This window comes from Sediminibacterium salmoneum NBRC 103935 (assembly GCF_000511175.1).
Classification (GTDB): domain Bacteria; phylum Bacteroidota; class Bacteroidia; order Chitinophagales; family Chitinophagaceae; genus Sediminibacterium; species Sediminibacterium salmoneum.
Map to the genome: position 1 here is coordinate 1,094,010 of NZ_KI866530.1, position 22,997 is coordinate 1,117,006.

The following is a 22,997-nucleotide window of genomic DNA, read 5'->3' on the forward strand; positions in this document are numbered from 1 at the left end:
TTTTCATTTAAAATTTTTGAAGATGAAGCAAGAAATAAGTAAACAATCAAAAATACTATTGATTGTAAGTGCCATTTGTTTAGGTATATCCGTCTTTGTTCCTATCTGGAGAATTGAACTGGATGCACCGCAATATCCGGAAGGTTTAGGACTTCAGATTTTCTCTTACAAACTGGGAGGCGACGTTGACATTATTAATGGTTTGAATCATTATATTGGTATGCAAACCTTGCACGCAGAAAATTTTATTGAATTTACCCTCCTGCCTTATATCATTTCTTTTTATGCTTTATTAATGCTGATATCCGGCATAAAGGGCGGAAAGAAAATGCTGATTACCACATTTATTGCATTTGTGGTGTTCGGGATAATTGCCATGGTAGATTTCTGGAGATGGGAATATAACTATGGACACAACCTGGATCCTAATGCGGCAATAATTGTTCCTGGCATGGCTTATCAACCTCCGTTGATTGGCTTTAAACAATTGTTGAACTTTGGAGCATATTCTATCCCTGATATAGGCGGATGGCTGTTCATTGGGGCTGGTCTATTAACATTAATAGCAGTTGCCATAGAATTTGGCTGGCTTAAGAAATGGATTAAACCCAATACCGCCATGCTGCTTTTTACCCTTTTAGCTCTTAGTTCCTGTAGTTCAAAAAATCCTGAGCCGCTGGCTTTAAATAAAGATCAATGCGAATCTTGTAAAATGACTTATGCAGATATCCGCTTTGGGGCTGAGTGTATTACAACTAAAGGTAAAGTATACAAGTTTGATGATTTGAGTTGCATGAAAGCATTCAGTAGCAGTAACAATACAATGGTAATTGACCGCTGGTACATTAATGATTATAATGGAAATAATGTTCTGATTGATGCTACCAAAGCATGGTATGTTTTGCATGAAACCATCAAAAGTCCAATGAATGGCAACACTGCTGCTTTTGCACAGCAACACGAAGCTGAAAAATTTGCGGCTAGTTTTGCAGGAAAAATTTCAACCTGGGAAGAAATTAACTAATAAGCATGAAGTATGTTTTTATTTTACTGTTATTCTTGCTGTCGGGAATTACGGGGCATACTACTAAACTACATGTAGGCTCCGATAAAAAATACAAACAGATTAAGCAAGCAATCGCTGTTGCTAAAAACGGGGACTCAATTATTGTATTTAAAGGTTTGTATAAGGAAGGAAATATTCTTATTAACAAATCTGTTACATTAATCGGAATCAACCTCCCTGTAATTGATGGTGACAAGAGATTTGAAGTTTTATCTGTTAAGGCTAACAATGTTACGATCAGTGGATTCAGAATTCAACATTCCGGATATGCAACTTTGGATGACCCAGGAGGCATAAAAGTGTATGAATCTATGAATGTCAAGATTATCAACAACGATGTATATGATAATTTTTTCGGCATTTATATTCAATTCAGTAAAAAGTGTGTAATTAAGAACAATCGGATTATTTCGTTTGGAAAAGAAGAACAAACAATCGGGAATGGAATACACTGCTGGAAAAGTGATAGTCTGCAAATAATCGGAAATAGTATAAGTGGATGCAGAGATGGTATTTACTTTGAATTTGTAAACAATTCAACTGTCTGGAATAATAAAGCCTTCAACAATATTCGCTATGGCTTACACTTTATGAATTCTAACAATGACGCCTACTACGCAAATAATTTCAGCAAAAACGGTGCAGGTGTTGCTGTTATGTTCTCAAAGAAAATAACCATGCGCAACAATCATTTCGCTGACAACTGGGGCGATGCAGCTTATGGCATATTATTTAAAGAAATTTCAGATTGCATTTTAACAGGTAATACTTTTGATAAAAACACAGCTGCTGTTTTTATGGATGGAAGTAACAGAACGCTGGTTGAAAACAATCAGTTCACCAACAACGGCTGGGGGCTTAAAATACAGGCTAACTGCATGGATAATATCATTCAAAAAAACAACTTCATCAAAAACACATTTGATGTGAGTACCAATGGAACCTTGCTTTTAAACCAATTCAAAAACAATTACTGGGACAAGTACACTGGTTACGATTTAAACAAAGACAAAATTGGAGATGTACCCTACAGGCCACTCAGCCTATATGCTGTTATTGTTGAATCTAACCCAACCAGCATGCTGCTTTACCGGAGTTTTATTGTTTCTCTTCTTGATCAATCAGAAAAGAAAATACCCAGCTTAACACCTGAAAATTTTATAGATGAAAGTCCTTTGATGAAGGCGTTGAAATTATGATAGACATAAAAGACATATCAAAATCATTTGGCAAACTGTCGGTCTTAAGAGGAATTGATCTTAATTTAAACAGAGGCCAGTGTGTTGCACTGATTGGACCCAATGGTTGTGGAAAAACCACATTGATTAAAATTATCCTTAGTATGGTGATGGCCGACAAAGGTGAAGTAATTATTAATGGTCAATTAATCACCAAGGGTATTGCTTACAAAAAGATGATTGGATATATGCCACAAATTGGCCGCTATCCACAAAACATGACGATTGGCCAGATTATTGAAATGGTTCAATCTATCAGAAATACCAGTGAAAACCTGGACTTGTCCTTATTTCATTCATTTGGAATGGATGGTCTCCTCGATAAAAAAATGGGAACGCTTAGCGGTGGTACTATGCAAAAAGTAAGTGCGGTACTGGCTTTCATGTTCAATCCTCCTATACTAATCTTGGATGAACCCACTGCAGGCCTGGATCCGATATCAGCTGAAATACTGAAAGAAAAAATTATTGCAGAAAGAAACAATGGGAAATTGATAATCATCACTTCTCACCTACTGAGTGAATTAGACAATATGGTTTCAGAAATCATTTTCATGCAGGAAGGCAAAGTTGCTTTTCATCAGTCTGTAGATAAATTGAAGTCGTCTACCGGAAGCATGAATATATCCGAAGCCATTCTCAGCATTTTAAAAAGCAAAGTAAATGAATAGAATTCTGAAATATATCTTACTGGATATTCTCAAAAACAAATTCGTTATTGCCTATACAATCATGTTGGCAGTAATTGGCTGGTCATCTTTTACACTGGAGGACAATAGCGCTAAGGGTATATTGACTTTACTGAATCTTATTTTACTTACTGTACCATTGGTTTCTATTCTTTTTGCTGCCATATACATTTATAATAGTGCGGAATTCATTGAGCTGCTCATAAGCCATCCCATTAAAAGAAAAGACATCTGGCTGAGCTTGTTTGGAGGTTTGGCAGGAAGTATGGTATTGGCATTCATTTTAGGCGCAGGTATTCCCCTGTTAATTTACAGTGATTTTAGCCAGTCCGTTCTTATGTTAGCCATCGGCATAATCATTACTGTCATTTTCGTAGCATTGGCAATGCTATGCACCATCATTTACAAAGACAAAGCAAAAGGCATAGGCCTTACCATTATTCTCTGGATTTACTTTGCCTTACTTTTTGATGGCATTCTGTTGTTTTTGATGTTTCAATTCTCAGACTACCCTATTGAAAAACCAATGGTTGCCTTAACAGCTTTAAGCCCAATAGATCTATCCAGAATTTTAATGCTGCTGCAACTGGATTCTGCCGCATTACTGGGATATACGGGTGCCATATTCAATGAATTCTTTGGTAACACCAAAGGCATGATAATTTCATTTATGCTCTTGCTGGGATGGATTGTTTTACCATTGATTATTTCATTGAAAAAATTTAATCGAAAAGACCTCTAAAATCATTCAACATGAAAACAGATATTACCAATAGAGGGGATATTGAAAAACTAGTTAACAGTTTTTACGAAAAGGTTCTGAAAGAACCTTCTATCTCGTTTTTCTTTACGGAAATTGTTCCCGTAAACTGGGAAAAGCACTTACCAGTCATGTACGATTTCTGGGAAAATATTCTGTTCTTTACGGGTGGTTACGACGGAAACCCTATGGCCAAACACAAGGATATTCATAAAAAATGCCCCATGAAGATGGAGCATTTTCAAAAATGGTTAATGTTATTTACTGAAACGGTAGATCAATTATTTGAAGGAGAAAAAGCCGAACTGGCTAAACAACGTGCAACCAGTATTGCCACTGTAATGCAAATAAAGATGTTCAGTTAATTATTTAGGCAATAAAACATCGTTAATTACATGGATAATTCCATTGGAAGTAACAATTGAGGCTACAATTTCAGAGCCATTCACTAAAGTCTTATCCCCATTTTTGGTAATTTTTACTTTTCCACCATTCACTTGCTCAAATTCCTGCCCATCCTGCATATATTCGGATTTCAAAACGCCAACATAAGTGTGGTACTCCAGGATATTCTTTAAATCAGCCTTCTTTTCTGGCTTTAAAAGCCCTTCAACTGTTCCGGCAGGTAATTTTTCAAATGCAGCATTTGTAGGTGCAAATACAGTAAATGGTCCTGCATTACTAAGGGCATCCACCAGACTGGCGGCTTTAACAGCAGCTACGAGCGTACTGTGATCCTTACTTCCTATAGCTACCTGAACAATATTAGGGCTGGAAGTTTCATCCTTAACAGCAGATTGTCCTACAGAAGTTTGTTCAGTACTGGCAGCATCAGCAGGAGCTTCAGCGTTTTCGCTAGCGCAACTTGCACCCAATAAAATAAATAAGCAAGAATAGAGAATCGGTTTTGTTTTCATGACCTTTAAGATTTATTTGCCTAAAGGTCAGCATTGATATATAATTTTTTTATGATTACAATCACAACACGCCATTTTTTTGGGGCGCTAAATATCGCATAAACCCAATTGCGGAAAGCAGCAGCAGTAATGCAACGCCTAACAAAATTTCATTGATAAAAGGAACCACTGTATAACTCAAAGAGGCTATGCCCTGAATACCAAGAAAAAATTCATTTAAAAACACCATAACAGCAAAGAATTTAATTGCCTGAGCCGACTTCCTGTTCAATGTAAAATAGGGCTGATCAATTAAATATGCCAGTAAGAATAACAAGGTAAATGCCAGGAGCACAAGGTGTAAATAAGCAATCACAATAGGTCTAAATCCAAAAGCCAGTTTACTAATACTGGGTATGGTAGATCCCGCCTGTAAAGCTATTTTAACCATTAGGGCTAACATGGATAATAATCCCACAAAAAATAAAACGGGTTTCTGATCTGCTATTTTTTTAAAGCCGGCAGTTAAAAATTGTCTGATTAAATAAAATAGCCCAACACATTGTACAAGCGCAGACAAAACCACCAATACATAAATCCAGACCGGAAGTTTCAGCCATAATACTGATAACCCATAAGCCGGAATCACACTAATAGCAAAAGCTTTGAAAAAAGTATCCTGATGAGCAAAATTCAATTGGTGCTGATTCATCCAGTTCACTAATAATCCCATACATCCAAAGAAAAACCACCCATTATACTGGAAATGTAAAAACCAGTAAGTGGCTGCCAGATAATTGTATTGGGTCATATTACCGGTTAACCACATTTCAATTAACCAGAACTGGGCAATCAAAGAAAACAAAAATAAAACCCCACCCATTTTAAACCAGCGCATGGCAGAACTTTTAAGTGCTGCCCACTTAAACAGCCCTAAAACAACAAAAAGTAATACGGCAATAAAACTCATTAACTGAGCTGTTACGGCAATCATTCCAAACCCTTGCCAGATAAATGCCATACAGGCTACATAAGAGAAAAATAAATTGGCATGAATAGAATGCGTCAGCAATTTCAATTGACCAGCCCTTAGTGAATCATGAATAACAATCAAAATAAATGTTAACAGAAAATGGGTAATTAAACCCGAAAAAGCAAAACCAGAATGAGCAAGCTGCAAATGTTTCTGATTAACAATGGGGAATGAAAATCCTATCTTATACCGCATAATAACACCAAGTAATGCTACGATAATCAAACTGAGCAATCCTAGTGATAATAAGCGTTTTGGATTCATTTGTAATACAATTTATGGTCGATAATTTTTACCTTTTTACTCTCACACAACTTTGATAAGGTTCGGATTACTGTTTCCACCCTTAGACCTGTAAAGTCTGCCAGCTGTTGTCTGGTAAAAGGCACAAGGCCCTGTTCGTTTAATTTTTCCTCGTTTTTAATTTTAAGTAAAAAAGCAATTAATTTTTCTTCGGGTGAATTATTCACGAGAATATTTGCTGTTAAGGTTTTACAGTATAATCTATCTGCAAATATCTCAAACAATCGCCTAAACAACAGAGGATGATCGTCTAATAAATGTAAAAATTTATCTCTTGACAATCTGTAAATCAGAGAATCCGTAATGGCATAGGCACTGGCAGGATAGGGTTTCTGCAACCATAAAGCAGGTTCTCCAAAGCTATGTCCTTCATGAAAAACGCCCTGTATAAACTCTTTACCATCATTTGTCATACTGGTCATTTTAACAGCCCCTTCATCAATCTGATGAAAGTACCTTGCTTCGTTTTCCTGAGCAAAAATCAGTTCTCCTTTATGCCATTTTTTTGGAGTAGCTCCATAGGCAAGTAATGTATCTGTATCAATTAGCATGTTGAATGGTTCTTGATTAGGATTACATTAAAATTACAATTTATTTTATGTATTAATTTAACAATTTCGGCAATATTTTATGTTTCCAAATAATATATCCCAACCCATTCATATGCAAACTGTCTTTTAGAAATATTTCAGGTCTGGGCAAACCCGATTCATTTAACATGGCTTCCCAGACATCAATATAAGAGGCATTGTCCTGCTTCCCCAAGAATTCATTAATAGATTGATTGGCCTGCTGCATTTTCTCCCTTAAATGCCACCTGGAAGGACTTGGCTTCATACTTACAAAACTAATATGTGTGGATGGCAACCGTTTCCGGATCATTCCAAACAAATTTGCAAACCGGTTAACAACAGAATCAACCGGCAGATTTTTATCAACTGTAAAGTCATTCTCTCCGCAATATATAACCACTTGTTTTGGTTGGTAGGGAAATAAAATCTCTTCTGTATATCGAATAACATCTGGTAAAGATGATCCGCCGAATCCCCTGTTAATAATAGAAAAACCCTTAAAATCATCTTTTATACTATGCCAGAGCCTGAAACTGGAACTACCCGCAAAAAGAATGGCATTTTTAGGTGGTACTGAAAGGCTATCTTGTTGCTTAAAAGCATTAATTTCCTTGATAAATGGCTGTGCCTGACTTTTACAAAAGCAACAAAATAAACAAGCGGTAAAGATGAGTATCCGATAGCAAGAATTCATTATTCTATTTTAAAATGGTTAAAGTTGCCATTACAGGAAAATGATCGGAAGGATATTTCATATCATATGAGTCTGTAATGGTTGCAAATTTATCCACTTTAATTTTAGGATGCTTATTTACAAACACATAATCAATTCCTCCATTGGGTTTTGATAAAAACTTAAATGCATTCCAAGTATCAATATTGCCGTAAACCTGTTGACTGATGTCTCTTGCATTGTGCATTTCACTTACAATTCTTTGGATAGGTTCTTCGGTTGACCTTAAGTTGAAATCCCCTAATAGAATTACTGGTTCGTTTTTAGTATTTAAACTTTTAATTTTTTGTAAGATCAGTTTCGCCGATTCTATTCTGGCTGTTTTACCTACATGATCAAAATGTGTATTAAAAACCCATACCAATTGTTTGGTCTTAATGTTTTTAAACAGCCCATAAGTGCACACACGATTGCAAACAGCATCCCACCCCATACAAACTGAATCAGACTTTGGGGCTAACCAAAAGGTTGACTGTTTAATCGGTATGTATTTATCCGTATTATAAAAGATGCAAGAATACTCTCCTTGTGTCTTTCCATCATCTCTTCCTACCCCGATATAACTATAATTAGACAAACTGCTGTCTAAATACATGAGTTGATGGTGCAATACTTCCTGAGCTCCAATAAAATCAGGCTCATAGTATTGCATTAACCCCGACACCCTGTCTTTTCTAAGATCCCACCTGTTTTCTCCATCAGAAGCCGCATCTAACCGAATATTGAAAGACATGGCTTTTATTGTTGTTTGCGCTTGTATTTTAAATAAAAAACAACAAGTCAAAACAGCGAAGCAAAAATATTTCATGTAATTACTTTAAATAGGGACTCGTAAAACCTAATTTTTTTAATCCTTCTTGTACATCGGGACTACTCATAAATAATTTCCAGATAAAACCTGAACGATAATTTTCCATCATAACCACAATGGGGCCTTGATCAATGGCAAGATAACGAGGTTGAAACCAATTATGGTGTAAACTAAAAGCATCATAAAAACCATACTTGCCCCAAACCTGGCTACCTAAATCATTATACCAGTATTTCATTGCTTTCATTGATTCATTTGGTGTATAAGGAAACGAAGATAAAGCTGCTGTTGGGGATATAACACCAAGATCACGTTCTTTACTTGGGGCATGTCCTGCATAACCTTTTACTGAGTAACTTGAGGTTAATCCCCAATTATTGGGGCCATATCCTTTAAATCCTCCACTGTTTTCTACACACCAATTATAATTGATTTTTGCCTGATTTACAGTCTCATTCCAATAATTTGCATATTGATCTCTTAATCCCCTGGGATCAAGCCCTAGATAAGAATAATGCGCCCAGAAGAGTGGTCCCCCATTCGGTGGATTTCCCTGATGATTTAACTCTAAAGGCAATGAATAGGAAACTTTTGGGTCTCTGATTTTGCCGCTTATAGCCCATCCTTCATGATATACTTCTGCAGGTACAGCATTGGTTGGTGAGGAAGCAGCTAAAATATACATAATCAAACACTCGTTGTAGCCTTTTACCGGGAAATTCATTTTCCATGCATGATTAGGACTCCAGTGCCAGTACAAAACATTTTGTTTATTTCGGTAAAAATTAAAATCAACTTCTCTCCAGAGCTTATCAGCTCTGACTGCAATTGCTTTTTCTTGTTTGTTACCATTTTTAAAATATTGTCTTACGCATAACAAGCCTTGCAACATAAATGAGGTCTCAACCAAATCTCCTCCATCATCATATCTGCTGAATGGTTTTACTTTTCCGGTTGTGCCATCCCACCAATGTGGCCATACTCCATGAAATCGGTCTGCTGTTTCCAAAAAGTGCAAGATAGTTTCTAGTCGCTTAACGCCTTCTGCTCTGGTAATAAAGCCTCTTTCAATTCCAACCAAAATGGCCATCACGCCAAAGCCACCTCCTCCACTCGTTACAACGTTTTGGTCGTTTTGTGGATAGATATTATCTAGGTGAATTCGCTCTCTTGCTAAACCACTATTGGGCTCTGCTCCGGACCAAAAATATTGAAAACTAGCTTCCTGAACCTTTCGAAAAAGTGCTGTATCAGCTGTTGGTATAGGTTCAAGCTTTATTAAAGTCTTTTGAGCATTTGCGCCCAAAATCAACAAACAACTTAAAATTGAAATAAAGAATTTCATGATTGTTATTAAAGCATTAAAAATACCCGCCCGAAGGCGGGCTTTTGTCAATAAACCCAGTATTCAACCAAAAAAATGAACTAAATCAATCATTTACCAGCTAACCCTAAATTATACAAGGCTCTTATATGCGCGTCTGGTAATGCAATATTATAAATCCTCAATTCGTCCATCACCCCTGTCATGGTTCCAAAGCTAACATCGGTACTAACTGTTTTGCCAGGAATTACATTATAGTTACCGCCAATGATAACTTCACTTGGCTCAGCTGATCTAAAGTTGTTATTTCCAGTGCCTCTGCTTGGGAATGCACCGGCTTTTCTTCCATTAATCCAAATATCAAAGAAACCATTGCTTGCATTGTAATTCAATGCCAAATGCACCCATTTATCCGGACCGATTGGTGGAGTGATATAAGGCATATAATTGGGAGACCCTGGTGCATCTCTCAATGTATTTATATTGTCCTGCGTACCTCCTCCAATGGTTACAAATGTTGGCTGTACTTTCAAATCAGTTACATTACTAGCTGGAAATGAATTGGTATTCAAAGAAAAATTTAAACTTCCATTGAATACACCGGGTCTGGTTAATTGAAACAACATAGTTCTCTTTGACCCATTATTTGAAATTTGAATCCAGGTACTGATTGCAAAACTTTTAAATACATCTGTTTTAAATGCATTGAACTGAGTTGGATAATAAAGAAACCCGGCATTCAATCTTAATGCCTGTCCTTTAATACCATTTGTTACATAACTGTCGTTCACTGAAGTGCCTGGAGCTGTATTTGATTTTACTTCGTTTTTGGTATTGTCAAATGGCCAATAAGCCACTAAGCTTTCGGGAAAGACTTCGTCCGATGAGGTAAACCCATCAATTTTGCCAACATAATCCGCAGTTGAAACGGCCGGCAAATTATTGGGATTACCATCTTTTTTACAAGAAACCATCCAGAAACCAAGCGCCAGGAAACTGTACAGCGATAAGTTCAATTTATTATTCTTGAATTGCATATTAAATAATTAAAAAGTCAATTAATAACCCGGATTTTGCTTTAACACTCCGGCAGTTAAGTCAATTTGTGTTTGTGGTATGGGTAACAATATATCTCTTGCCGCATTGAAATTAGTCTTCCCTGCAGCATTCATTACTGACTGTGAAATACCCCATCTTACAATATCAAAAAATCTATCATGCTCCATAGCCAATTCAACTCTTCGTTCTCTTCTGATGGCTTCTCTTAATAATGCCTGATCAGTAGTTGTTACATCTGGCAATATGGAATTATTACCTGCTCTTGCTCTAAAACGCACACTGTTCAAAGCATCTCTGGCAGCAGTAATATTATTGGTACCACCCACTTCATTGGCTGCTTCAGCATACATTAATACAACATCTGCATATCTTAAAATACGCACATTGTTCCACCAACCAAAGCGATTACCAACTGCTGCTCTGGTTGCAGGATTGGTATGCACTTTATGGTTGTATCGTGGATTAGGCAAACCTACAGGTGTTACTTCACCAAAAATGGTCACACCAGGTGTAGTGGGCGTACTGGTAAATAATATGGTTCTGGCTTTTCTAGGGTCATTTGGCTCGTAAGCATTTGCAAGAATAGCACTTGGTGAATTCCATCCCCAACCTAAATCCCAGGGGCCTGATCCTCTCACCCCCTGCAAACTGGTATACTGAATTCCTTGTGCAGTTGGATTAACGGCATCTGCCCTCGCTTGTACCTCAAATACAGATTCCTTACTATTCTCTCCTTCCTCAGAGAAAATGGTGTTATATGGGGTACTTAAATTATATTGACCTGAGTTCATAACCAAACTTGCAGCGGTCATTGCCTGTGCCCATTTTTGCTGGGTTAAATAAACTTTTGCTAATAATCCATTTGCTGCTCCACTTGTAATTCTACCAGGAAATTTAACTGCATCCCAAAATGCTGGTAAATAAGCAGCTGCAAAACTAAGGTCTCTTTCAATAAATGAATAAACCTGATCTACAGAACTTTGTGGCACATTGTTTTGTGCAGCCGGATCCGCAAACAAGGTATCAATAATGGGCACTCTACCAAATAATCTGGTGAGCATGAAATAAGAATAACCACGAATAAACCTTACTTCAGCTTGCGATTGTAATTTAATGGCATCACTTGCAACAATTTGTTTATTGGTACCAATTTGAAAAAGTGTATTATTACATCTGTTGATTAATCCATAATACCCAACCCATAATGCATTGGCTCTTCCACTATTGGGCAAAACCGGGAAATTATCCATGCTTATTACATCAGCCCCACCATCAGAAGGGGTACTCCCTTTATCCGCATCATCGCTTCTGATACTGGTTGCATTAATAAAACCATCAACGTGCACATTGTAATCACGTAAACTATTGTAGGCACCAAAAATATATTGATCGTATGGGCCAGATCCGCCAGGATATGGGTAATTCTCTTCATCATACTCTCCCTGTCTGGCAGTATTCAAAAAATCCTTTTTACATGCTGTAAAAACCGAAACAATTAAAAGCAGTAGCATCCAGTTTGAGATGCTTGTTTTAATAATATGATTATTCATTGTTGAATCGTTTTATTAGTTCAATTAAAATGTCACGTTAATTCCAACTGAATACACTGCTGGAACAGGGAAAACACCGTTGTCTGCGCCACCACCAAGAATGCTACCAATTTGAGCTTCTGGCGAATAACCAGTCACTTGACTCCAACTCTTAATATTTTGTCCGTTCACAAATACACGGGCTTTAGATATGCCGAGTCTTCTAAGTGTTCCATCAGAGAAAGTATAGCCTACTTGTAAAGTTCTTAATCTAAAATAATCACCTGGCTCTAAGAAATAACTACTAAATAAGAAGTTATTACCTCTGGTATTGTCCAGGATGGGTTCAACATTGGTAGTTCCACCTCCTGTCCACGCATTTAATCGATTTGCCTCAAAGTTTAATGTTGCGAAGTTGGCAATTCTACGTTGAGTATAAATTTTGTTACCAGCTACACCTTGCCCCTCAATGGTAAAATCAAACCCTTTATAAGCCAAGTTGATATTTAATCCATAGCTATAAGGCGGAAATGGAGTTCCTAAGTAAGTACGGTCAGCGGGCGTTAGTACACCATCTCCATTAATATCTGCATATGCAATATCACCAGGTAAAGAATTATTAAAACGAGCCATTCTACCCAACTCTGCCGTTGATTGGTATATTCCAATTTGCCTGTAGCCAAAGAAGTAGCCAATTGATTTTCCAGTTTCAGTTAAGTTGGCTCCACCATTACCGAATAACTGGAAATTAATTTTATCGCCAATAGAATTTACTGTGTTCCGGTTGTAACTAAAATTAGGGGCAATTGAATAAGTAAGATCTTTTCCAATTTTATCAGTCCAGTTTAAACTCAATTCTATCCCTTGATTGGTTATTTTACCTAAGTTGGTAAAATAACTTCTTGTTTCATTTGGTAATGTTACAGCAGTTAAGATGTCAGAAGTTGTTCTGTTGTAAAATGTAAATTCTACATTTAACCTATTGCGCAATGTTTTCAAATCAAATCCAATATCTAGGCCTCGAACTACTTCCCAACGCAAATTAGGGTCAGGAATATACGCTGCTTGTATTGCTGTATATACATTATTGCCAAAAATTGCAGTAGAAGCATTTGAAATACCAGGTCTATATAAATTATCAGCAAAACCGTTTGCATTTCCTGTTTCACCCCAAGCAGCTCTTAATTTTAAGAAATTAATAAAATTGAACTTTCTAATGAAAGATTCTTCAGAAGCAATCCATCCCAAGCCCACTGATCCAAAAGTACCCCATCTGTTTTGTGGAGCAAATTTAGAACTACCATCTCTTCTTAAAGTGGCATTAACTAAGTACTTATTTTGGTAGGCATAACTTAATCTGCCAAACAAACCCATAATTGCGCTTTCACCGCCACCGCCACCAAAGAGACCTGGATTATTAGCATTGATGGCACTTAGATACCAGAAGTCTGGATTATTAGGCACATTCACTGTTGTGTCTCTTCTGTTACCATTGATATTTGTACTCTTACTATAAATAGAAGTAAATCCTACAAGAGCAGTTAATTTGTGTCCATCACCAATGCGTTTATCATAAGTTAATGTATGGTCTTGCTGGTAACGTTTAAACTCAGCCATCTCTTGGCTTACACCTGTTCTAACCGTATTATCAAAAAAAGTAGTTGTTGGTGCTGTGCCTTCACCTAAGTTGATAAATGTGAATGGCAACGGTGTATAAGATCTGGAGTTGTTAAACCCAAGGTCAGCAAAAACAGAGGACCTGAAAGTAAAGTCTTTCAAAAACTTAATTTCAGCAAACAATGATCCTATAAACCTGAATCCTTTATTGATATCTGTTCCATTATTACGGTTTAATGCTGCAATAGGATTTCCAACCTGCGCTCTTTGAAAAGAAGGCATGCTATAATAAGTACTTGCATCTTGTTGTATTGGTACAATGGGGGCTGCCCACAGTGCATTCGTTAAACTAACTCCAGCTGGGTTTTGAATCCAATGAAATGCATTGACTTCACCACCAACTTTAATATTACTATTGAATCTAATTTCCTGATTCAAGCGAATCATGAACTTTTCGTAGCTATTGAATTTAACAACTCCATCTTGTTTGTTATACCCGATGTTCAGATAAGTACTGCTCTTTTCAGAATTATTAGACACACTTAGATTGTTAGTGGTCAATAAAGCATTTTGTAAAATCTCATTTTGCCAGTTCGTATTTGCTGTATAATTGCTGTAATCGAATGGAGCTGCATTAATATTAGCCAATTGTGCGTCATACAACTTTTTAAAACCATCAGCATCTGTTACTTTAATTTTATCTGTCACTTTTTGGAAACCAACAGTACTTTGAAAATTAATTCTTGTTTGGCCTCGGGCTGCTTTTTTAGATGTAATTGCTATAACGCCATTGGCGCCTCTTAATCCATAAATTGCAATTGATGAAGGATCTCTTAAGATGTCTATCGTTTCAATATCTGCAGGATTCAAGAAGTCAATATTATCTTGTAATATACCATCAACCACATACACCGGGCTAGCACTATTGGTACTGTTTATCCCTCTAATTCTTACTACAGGACTAGCACCAGCAACACCTGAATTGGCAACTGTTAAACCTGCAACTCTTCCCTGTAAAGAACTAATTGGATTGGTATTCGGCATTTTAGCCAATTCCTCTCCTTTAATGGTTGTAACAGAACCAGTTAAATCTCTTTTCTTTTGTGTGCCATATCCGGTAACCACCACTTGCTCTAAATTATTTACGGCGGCAGTTAATTGAATACTGATATCTCTTTTACCTGCAACTGAAAACTCCAGTTGATCATACCCAACCGAAGAAATAATTAACTTGGCATTATCATCAGCTAACGTAATACTAAATGCACCGGTATTATCGGTAGTTGTTCCCACTTTGGTACCTTTCACTTGAACTGAAGCCCCAGCCAATGGTTCTCCGTTTGTTGAAGTAACCTTTCCTTTTACCACAATTTCGGCCAATTCCTTATTGTCCACACTAGCTTCTTTTAGCACAACCAAGTTTGTGCCTAGAACTTTATAATTAATCCCTGTATTTAACAAAATTTTACTTAGCGCTTCATCCAGGGTTGCGTCCACCAAATTGATGGTTACTTTAGGCTTCCCTTTTACTACTTCTTCTGCAAACAAAAACCGATACTCAGTTTTTTTCTCCACTTCAAACAAGGCTTTTTTTAGTTCAAGCGACGCCATCTTTATTGTAATTCGGCTTTGAGAAAAGCCGATTGCTGAAACTTGAATACATACAAGCAGCATTAAAGCAGTGGTAATTTTCATAATGCGGGCAAGCTTTTTTATCAAAAGATCTTTGTTTGAAACAACGGGTGTTTCATAATTTTTCATATTTTCAAATTGAAAGGGTTATGAATGTCATTCAGATAGCACAATTTGTTGATTTCTAATCCTGGTGGGGTTCCGCGCCAACGGAACCTCGTCCTTTTTTAAGATGAATTTGTCTTGAATATCATATGGCAGCCGGGTTTTATTGGTAAATAATAATCGTATTCCCTTTTTGAATCGTTTTAAAAGGTATAATGAGCTTCAAAGCTTCAATCGCCTGATCAACAGTTTCTTTTTCAAAATTCCCATTCATTCGGGTTGATTTTAGCTTTTCAGTTTGAATGTCTAATTTTACATTGTACCATCTTTCCATCATTAATGCTATCTCTTCAAATGTTTCATCTCTAAAAACCAATTTATTTTCAACCCATTGGTTTTCAGCAACAGTACTATCCGGAGTAATAAATTTTAATTTGTTAATAGAGATTGCAGGAAGCAAATCAATCATTTTTTGCTTTTTACTGCTTTCAACTAATGCATTCTCTACAATCAATTTTTCATTTGGAGATAAGATGATCTTATCTTCAGGTCTGTTTTTTATGGTAACTTCAATTCTCCCTTGAATCAGGCTTGTTTCAGTTTGTTTATCTTCAGGATAAGCCTTTACATTGAAAACAGTACCCAGCACTTTAATACGAATGCTATTGGTATTAATAATAAAGGGAACGTCTTTATTTTTAACAACATCAAAATAACCTTCTCCGGTTAATGTTACTTCGCGCACAGATTTACCAAACTCCTTGGGATAAATTAATTTGCTCCCGCTATTTAACCATACAATAGAACCGTCAGGTAATTTTACCTGAGATTTAGATCCTAACCGTGTTGAAATTTCGTTTGATTCAGGTTGTACTTTAACTAGGGTTTTGGATACCGTCTTTTGTGTAATAAAGTACGTTAACCCAATTAAAAAAATGAAAGATGCAGCTGCATAAAAAACCCATTTAGGGATGAATGGTTTAGTACCACTGACCATGGCATCCGCTTCTGTTAAATCAAAAGATTGGTAATCTGCACATCTATTTAGATGCAACATGAAAGCATCTTCCGCTTCATTGGATTTGTGAGGGGCTGGAATTTGCCAAATATTTTCAAGATTTTGAATAGCAAACTGCCATTCTGGGTGATCTTGCAAATGCCTGTTGAGCTCAACAAGCTCCTGCTCATTTGCCTCATTAGCCATCTTTTTGGCCACTAATACCCAAAATCTTTCTTGGATCATTGTTATCGTTAGTTCAAAAACTATAACAACTGAGTGGACTATTTACCCCTAAATGATTTTATTTATTTTTTAATTTTTTTTCCAAAACAGGATGAGACTGCAATTCTAAAGGCATACATTGAGCCATTCTTCGCATGGCTATAGCCATTTGCGCTTCCACTGTTTTAACAGAAATATTCAACAATTCAGCTACTTCTTTATATTTCAACCCGTCTTCTTTAATTAATTTAAAAATCAACCGGCAACGATTAGGAAGCGTATTGATGGCCATTTTAATTTTCAGAACCATATCCTCGGTTATCATTAATAAATCTGGCCTGAAATAAATACTGTTTAATTGAACTTGCCACTCATCCATAGATAAACCAGCTCTGCGTTTTTGTTTTTTAAGTAAATTCAAAGACATATTCCTGACCGTTGCATAAAAGTAAAACAATGGCGACTCCAGTTGACACAATTGTTCTTTTCGCTGTAAGATGATCATAAATAAATCCGACACGATATCTTCTGCTTCTTCTTCGGATCTTACTATTGAATAGGCAAACTGCTTTAGTTTTGAGTGCAATGCAATAAAAAGCGTTCGATATGCTGACTGATCATTGTTGTAAGCAATGGCAATTAAACAGTTACGAATGGCCTCATTTCCCTCTACTAAATTCGAAGAATGCATCTACATCTTTTTTAAATTGTACCAACGAGGGTTTATGGATATAATACATATGCCCAGATTCATAAAAATAAAACTGAACATTTTTTCTTTGCTCCGGTCTTAAAAACATATGTTCTATATCGTATTGGGCAGTAAAATAAGGAGTGGCAAAATCGTAATATCCTGCTCCCATATAAACTTTTAAATCGGGGTTTTTACTCATTGCATCCCGCAGGCTCTCTGCCACATTTAAAAACTGATTCTGCACATTACTGTAATTCCAGGGATAAACTTCTCCAAAAATATTATACCCATTTTCTTCTTTAAAATTCAGCTCCTTTTGAAAATAGTCATTCATGGTTGCGGTAAATGGACCATCAATATTGGCAAAGGAGGGATCAAAGCTGTTTACTTCACCAGCATCATCCAAATCCCGGCCAGTGAACCTTGCATCCAGTCTGCCGATGGTTAATCCGTCTTTTCTTCTGAGTTCTTTATAGAATCTGCTTTCTTCTACACGCAAATTAGAACGCAAACAATATTCTTTTGACAAACCAGTGTAATAACTCATTTTCTCTGCAATGGATTCCTTTTCTGATTCGCTCAGCCATCCTCCTTTTATTAAAGCAGAAGCATAGGGCCCAATGGCAAAAGCTTCGGCCTCTTTTAACGCATTCTGCAAATTGGCCTGTAATGCAGGTGCCAGTTTTTTATGATACCATGCAGCGGCTGTATAAGAGGGAATGTACAATGCTCTTGGTAAATCATTCCCTACATAATAATCATTGGTTCCAAAATTCAATACAGCGGAAATCATAAAAATACCATTCAGATAAATTCTATGTCTGTCTTGCAAAAACTTGGAAAGACCTGCTGCACGGGTTGTGCCATAACTTTCACCTGCCAGGTATTTGGGGGATCCCCATCTTTCATACCTGGATAAGAAATGCCTGATAAAAGAACCCATGGCACTGACATCTTCATTGTATCCATGAAATTGTTTGGGATTCTCCCCGGGTGCCGGCCTGCTGTATCCTGTTGAAACGGGATCAATAAATACAAGATCCGTTTTATCGAGCCAGCAATATTCATTATTTACAAAAGTATAAGGAGGGCCCTGTGAAAAGCCTTCTTCATTAAACTGAACTCTTTTGGGACCTAAGCCCCCCATATGCAACCAAACAGAAGACGATCCGGGACCACCATTAAAAGCAAAAGTAACGGGTCGCTTTGCAAGGTCATCGCCCTGTTTCTGATAATAAGTAAAGAATACTTTCGCAATTAATTTGCCCGTATCGTTTTTCAAATGCAGGTATCCGGTATGCGCAGTATAATCAAGTTTCTTACCGGCTATCATCATGGAATGACGGGTGGTAACTACCGTAACACCCGCAGGAACAGCCTGTACATTGGCAGCAACCGTTTCTGTTGGTATATTGGAGCGTTGAGCGTCCAATACATTGAACTGAGCCAGCATACAAAATCCTACAATTAGTTTTATCATAAATATTGAAGATTGAATCGTTAAGTTAAAGAAATTATCGTGCTTCCAGCACTTCAATATCAAAAACAAGTACACTATTTACCGGAATATCCTTGCTTCTTGATCTTATTCCGTAGGCCTGTCCTGATGGAATATAAATGGTAATCTTTCCACCTGCATTAATTTTTGGAACAGCCAATTGCCAGCCTTTAATTAATCGATTCAAAGGGAAACTGGCGGGTTTTTCTTTGGTTTGATCAAAAATAGCCCCGTTACTTAGTAAACTGCCTTTATAATGAACTGTTACTGTGTCTGTGACTTTGATATTTTTACCTGTGCCCTGGCGTACAATATGATAATAGATATCTGAAATACTTCCAGTAGTATCAATCTGCTTATTTTTAACCGCCAGTTTTATAGTGGCATCATCCAGTAAAGCCTGGGCCGCAGAATCATGGTTCTTGTTTAAATCTACCTGAGGCCTTGCTGCTGAAGCCTGCCTGAATAGGGTATTGCCGTATGAAATATTCGACGGTTTAAATCCCCCATGAGATAAATAAAACTGTTTTCCTTCCGTTCCTGCACTATAATCTATCCGATGTCCTGCCCTGCCTGTTGCATCGTAGGAAAATTTACTGGTCAGTATTTCTTCCCATCTTCCATTTGCTTTTTGTATCCATTGATTACCCATGTATACTTTTCTTTCGAGCTGGCCATTCACTCCCCAGAAATTTTCACTGAAGGAGTATAAGTTGCTTAGATAATTTCCATCCTTTGGAGCACTGAAGCTGGCTATTAATTTCCATCGTCCGGTTTCCGGCATAAAAAAGTAACCACTGTAAATGGTATTGGCTTTAGCAGAGTCGGTTAAAGCAGTAACCAGAAACTGATACTTCTCTCCTGCTTTCCAGGGATACACAAAATGGCTATGCCCCCCAGTTCCTTCATTACCAAATTCATTTGCCACAACTCCAACTCCTTTCCCCAATAATTTTACTTTATTGGAATCAGGAACTTTTTTGGGATCAATGGCTTCGTTACCCGCATCCCAAACAGAAAAAATAATTCTTCTTTCTGTCGGGCTGTTTACCTGCATGCCAAAGTACCCTCTTTTAAAACCGCAAGCCATATAGTAACTATACAGGGGATCATATCCTTCAGGAACTGTTAACTCGTTATAAAACCCAATTACTTTGGCAGAATCTTCAGTGGGATACTTTAAATGTACGGATGCCGCATTTCTTCTGGCAACAGGATTAAAGTGAATACCTTCAGTAGGTCTCCCCGAAAGTTCAAGTGACTGAATATTGGCAATTTGCTTTCCTGCTTTTTTTACGCAGGTAATTGTAATCTGATAAAATCCGGTATCGGTAATGAGTACTTTCCCGATTCGGCTTTTTTTAGGAGCATTCCCGCTGATTAATTTTACCGGAAACTTCTTACCTGCTATGGAAACTATTAAATCTGAACCAGCATTTATTGCCTTAGTTTGAAAACTCAACTCGAGTTCACCGGTTTGCTGAACTTTAAAAAACCAGTGAAAGCTTTGTTTGGTATCCGTCCAACCCCTAAGACCATATTTCTCTGAAAATAAAGACTGTTCATTGGCTTCTGCAGGTACTGCATAGCCAGTAAATGCAGGTATTATAACGGACTGTGCAGATAATAACTCAGAGAAAAATAATAGTAACAGATAAAAAGGAATCTTCTTCATATTGATTGAATGATTCCTCAACTTAACAAAAACAAAGGAGAAATTATAATAGTAGTCCTTGTAAAAATAAATAAGCGAAACTAAAATAGATTATCAGCCCGGTTACGTCTACCAAAGTAGCTACAAACGGAGCGGATGAAACTGCCGGATCAGCCCCCAGTTTCTTTAACAGAATCGGCAGCATTGAACCGGTTAGTGTTCCCCAGAGCACCACACCAATTAATGAAAAGCCAACGGTTGCGCCAATCATTGCCCAGTGGGGACCGTAAATTTCCGGCATTATGGAATGCCAGATACCCACTCTTAAAAAACCCAATATGCCCAATACCGTTCCTAACAGTATCCCACTAATAATTTCTCTTTTCAGCACTCTCCACCAGTCTGACAAATGGATTTCTCCAACGGCCATTGCCTGTATAATCAGCGTGGATGCCTGAGATCCGCTATTTCCGCCACTGGAAATAATCAATGGAACAAATAGGGCCAGCACCAGTGCTTTCGCAATTTCATCTTCAAAATGCCCCATTGCTGTGGCAGTTAATAATTCACCAATAAATAAAACAATTAACCAGCCTACTCGTTTCCGGAATAATTTTAAAAGTGGAATATCCAGGTAAGGTTCATTCAAAGCCTCTGTACCCCCCATCTTCTGCATGTCTTCACTAAATTCCTCATTAGCTACCCAAAGCATATCATCAATGGTTACGATACCCAGTAGAATATTATTTTCGTCTACAACGGGCAAAGCCACCCGGTTATTCATTTTAAAAACCTGACTCGCATTTTCCTGGTCGTCATTTACCTGTAAGGAAACAACCCTACCATCAATTACGTCTTCAATTATTTTATCTGGTGAAGCAAGAATGATATCTCTGATTCTTACGTCATCTACCAACTGCCCAAGTTCGTTGATAACATAGATAACATCAATGGTTTCACTGTTTCGTGCATATTTGCGAATAGTAGCAAATACCTCATCCATTGTATTGTGCTGATACACGTATACGTAATCCGGCGTCATTAATCTGCCTACACTATCTTCCGGATAACCTAAAAGAGACAAGGTTACTTTTCGCTCTTCGGGATCTAATAATTTTATGAGGTCTCTGATGGCCGCTTTCGGCAGCTCTTCCAGAAAGTCGGTACGGTCATCGGCAGGTAATTCATTCAGCAATTCAGCTGTTTTTGCAGAAGGCAGTTCCTTAACAATGTCCTTCTGCTGTGCTATATCCAGAATTTTAAAAACACTTGCAGCCCTGTGAACCGCCATATTCGCAATGATTCTTGCTTCGTATTGCGGATACTCATTAATTAAATCGGCTACATCACTGATGTTCTGATCATTCAAAAACTCCCTGATTTCAAGTGGATCATCCACTTGAATAAGTCGCTCAAATTGTTCAAACAAATCAGGATGTTCCAGTTCAAGTGCCATTGTAAATATTAACTGTTTTCTTGTTGCATCATTAAGTAGGCTTTAATAAACCCATCAATTTCTCCATCCATTACAGGCCCGATATTTCCTACTTCATAATCTGTACGATGATCCTTGATCATTTTATAAGGATGAAAAATATAGGAACGTATCTGACTGCCCCATTCAATTTTTTTCTTTCCCGCATTGGTTGCGTCAATTGCTTCCTGTCTTTTCCTCAGCTCTTCTTCGTACAGGCGGCTCTTCAGCATTTTCATTGCCAGCTCACGGTTCTCTCCCTGTGTTCTCGCCTGCTGGCATTCTACAATAATTCCACTCGGAATATGCTTTAACCTGACTGCTGTTTCTACTTTGTTTACATTCTGACCTCCACTCCCACCACTTCGGTAAAAAGCCCATTCCAGGTCTCCTGCATTCACATTAATTTCAATGCTATCATCAATTAAAGGATATACAAAGACCGACGCAAAAGAAGTATGCCTTCTGGCATTGCTGTCAAACGGTGAAATTCTCACCAGTCTGTGTACCCCACTTTCCGCTTTTAAAAAACCATAAGCAAAGTCTCCATCAAATTGCAATGTGGCACTTTTTATTCCAGCCCCATCTCCTTCCTGAAAATCCAGTTCGGTTACTTTCCAGCCTTGCTTTTCGCCATACATTCTATACATTCTCAGCAACATTTCGGCCCAATCCTGGCTTTCTGTACCACCCGCACCCGGATTAATCTGTAATACCGCCGGCAATTCATCTTCGGGCTTATTCAATGTGCTTTTAAATTCGGCTTCTTCTATTTTAGTGAGTGCTTCCTGGTAAGCGATTTTGGTTTCATCTTCGGAAGCATCCCCCGATTTCCAGAAATCGAATAAAAGGGCAAAATCTTCCACAGCATTATCCAGCTGTTTGAATAATTTCAGCCAATATTCATTCACTTTAATTTCCTTCATCACCGAAGTTGCCCGGGCGTTATCGTCCCAGAAGCCAAGTGATAAAGAAAGCTGTCGGTCTGTTTCTACCTTATATAGTCGGTTATCGACGTCAAAGAAACCTCCTCAGAACCTGAACGCGGTCCCTCATAAATTTAACTTGCTCCTGTGTCATACTTCAAA

General features: G+C 37.5%; 20 protein-coding genes. 5 read left to right on the plus strand and 15 right to left on the minus strand.

The window, feature by feature from the left end; genetic code table 11:
• Positions 1–22: 22 nt before the first annotated feature.
• From P767_RS0105245 to P767_RS0105265, 5 genes are read left to right on the plus strand one after another with little or no spacing between them, the layout of a single operon-like run.
• Positions 23–1,024, plus strand: a complete 1,002-nt coding sequence (locus tag P767_RS0105245; RefSeq protein WP_026763685.1) for a nitrous oxide reductase accessory protein NosL — start codon at positions 23–25, stop codon at positions 1,022–1,024.
• Positions 1,025–1,029: 5 nt separating this feature from the next.
• Positions 1,030–2,265, plus strand: coding sequence for a nitrous oxide reductase family maturation protein NosD (locus P767_RS0105250; RefSeq protein WP_026763686.1), 1,236 nt, complete (start codon positions 1,030–1,032; stop codon positions 2,263–2,265).
• Positions 2,262–2,975, plus strand: a complete 714-nt coding sequence (locus tag P767_RS0105255) for an ABC transporter ATP-binding protein (protein ID WP_026763687.1) — start codon at positions 2,262–2,264, stop codon at positions 2,973–2,975. The genes P767_RS0105250 and P767_RS0105255 overlap by 4 nt, the downstream gene beginning before the upstream one ends.
• The gene (locus P767_RS0105260; protein WP_026763688.1) at positions 2,968–3,735 is read left to right on the plus strand and encodes an ABC-2 transporter permease; all 768 of its coding nucleotides are present in this window, start codon (positions 2,968–2,970) and stop codon (positions 3,733–3,735) included. Before P767_RS0105255 ends, P767_RS0105260 begins: the two co-directional genes overlap by 8 nt.
• A gap of 11 nt (positions 3,736–3,746) precedes the next feature.
• A complete protein-coding gene (locus P767_RS0105265; protein ID WP_026751661.1) occupies positions 3,747–4,118 on the plus strand; it encodes a group III truncated hemoglobin in 372 nt (123 codons plus the stop codon).
• Here P767_RS0105265 and P767_RS0105270 read toward each other — a convergent pair whose 3' ends face one another.
• The 15 genes from P767_RS0105270 to prfB form a co-directional block, all read right to left on the minus strand.
• Complete coding sequence (locus tag P767_RS0105270) at positions 4,119–4,670, minus strand: fasciclin domain-containing protein (protein ID WP_037351642.1); 552 nt, start codon at positions 4,668–4,670, stop codon at positions 4,119–4,121. It abuts the gene before it with no gap.
• A gap of 61 nt (positions 4,671–4,731) precedes the next feature.
• Positions 4,732–5,946 (minus strand): hypothetical protein, encoded by a 1,215-nt coding sequence (locus tag P767_RS0105275; protein ID WP_026763690.1) that lies wholly within the window; start codon positions 5,944–5,946, stop codon positions 4,732–4,734.
• Positions 5,943–6,536 (minus strand): Crp/Fnr family transcriptional regulator, encoded by a 594-nt coding sequence (locus P767_RS0105280; RefSeq protein ID WP_026763691.1) that lies wholly within the window; start codon positions 6,534–6,536, stop codon positions 5,943–5,945. The genes P767_RS0105275 and P767_RS0105280 overlap by 4 nt, the downstream gene beginning before the upstream one ends.
• Before the next feature lie 52 nt (positions 6,537–6,588).
• Positions 6,589–7,251, minus strand: a complete 663-nt coding sequence (locus P767_RS0105285; protein WP_051417153.1) for a GDSL-type esterase/lipase family protein — start codon at positions 7,249–7,251, stop codon at positions 6,589–6,591.
• 4 nt (positions 7,252–7,255) lie between these two features.
• Positions 7,256–8,023: an endonuclease/exonuclease/phosphatase family protein gene (locus P767_RS0105290; RefSeq protein ID WP_051417155.1), complete on the minus strand. Its 768-nt coding sequence runs from the start codon at positions 8,021–8,023 to the stop codon at positions 7,256–7,258.
• Between the two features lie 79 nt (positions 8,024–8,102).
• Complete coding sequence (locus P767_RS0105295) at positions 8,103–9,446, minus strand: glucoamylase family protein (protein WP_084799827.1); 1,344 nt, start codon at positions 9,444–9,446, stop codon at positions 8,103–8,105.
• An 89-nt stretch (positions 9,447–9,535) separates the two neighbouring features.
• Positions 9,536–10,462 carry a LamG-like jellyroll fold domain-containing protein gene (locus P767_RS0105300; protein WP_037351644.1) on the minus strand — a complete coding sequence of 309 codons (927 nt, stop codon included), beginning with the start codon at positions 10,460–10,462 and terminating at the stop codon, positions 9,536–9,538.
• Positions 10,463–10,483: 21 nt separating this feature from the next.
• On the minus strand, positions 10,484–12,034 hold the full coding sequence (locus P767_RS0105305; protein ID WP_037351645.1) for a RagB/SusD family nutrient uptake outer membrane protein: 1,551 nt from the start codon (positions 12,032–12,034) through the stop codon (positions 10,484–10,486).
• A gap of 24 nt (positions 12,035–12,058) precedes the next feature.
• On the minus strand, positions 12,059–15,391 hold the full coding sequence (locus tag P767_RS0105310; protein ID WP_245586839.1) for a TonB-dependent receptor: 3,333 nt from the start codon (positions 15,389–15,391) through the stop codon (positions 12,059–12,061).
• A 139-nt stretch (positions 15,392–15,530) separates the two neighbouring features.
• A complete protein-coding gene (locus P767_RS0105315) occupies positions 15,531–16,610 on the minus strand; it encodes a FecR family protein (protein ID WP_026763698.1) in 1,080 nt (359 codons plus the stop codon).
• Between the two features lie 58 nt (positions 16,611–16,668).
• On the minus strand, positions 16,669–17,280 hold the full coding sequence (locus P767_RS15975) for an RNA polymerase sigma-70 factor (RefSeq protein WP_051417157.1): 612 nt from the start codon (positions 17,278–17,280) through the stop codon (positions 16,669–16,671).
• The gene (locus P767_RS15980; RefSeq protein WP_216593208.1) at positions 17,249–18,763 is read right to left on the minus strand and encodes a S10 family peptidase; all 1,515 of its coding nucleotides are present in this window, start codon (positions 18,761–18,763) and stop codon (positions 17,249–17,251) included. The genes P767_RS15975 and P767_RS15980 overlap by 32 nt, the downstream gene beginning before the upstream one ends.
• A gap of 34 nt (positions 18,764–18,797) precedes the next feature.
• A complete protein-coding gene (locus P767_RS15985; protein WP_051417159.1) occupies positions 18,798–20,456 on the minus strand; it encodes a DUF3472 domain-containing protein in 1,659 nt (552 codons plus the stop codon).
• 43 nt (positions 20,457–20,499) lie between these two features.
• Positions 20,500–21,891, minus strand: coding sequence for a magnesium transporter (gene mgtE, locus P767_RS0105335; RefSeq protein WP_026763699.1), 1,392 nt, complete (start codon positions 21,889–21,891; stop codon positions 20,500–20,502).
• 8 nt (positions 21,892–21,899) lie between these two features.
• Positions 21,900–22,989, minus strand: a protein-coding gene (gene prfB / locus P767_RS0105340) for a peptide chain release factor 2 (RefSeq protein ID WP_216593209.1) whose coding sequence is annotated in 2 segments (ribosomal slippage) — positions 21,900–22,928 and positions 22,930–22,989 — 1,089 coding nt in all. Because the reading frame shifts where the segments join, the coding sequence is not laid out codon by codon here.
• Between the last annotated feature and the right edge of the window lie 8 nt (positions 22,990–22,997).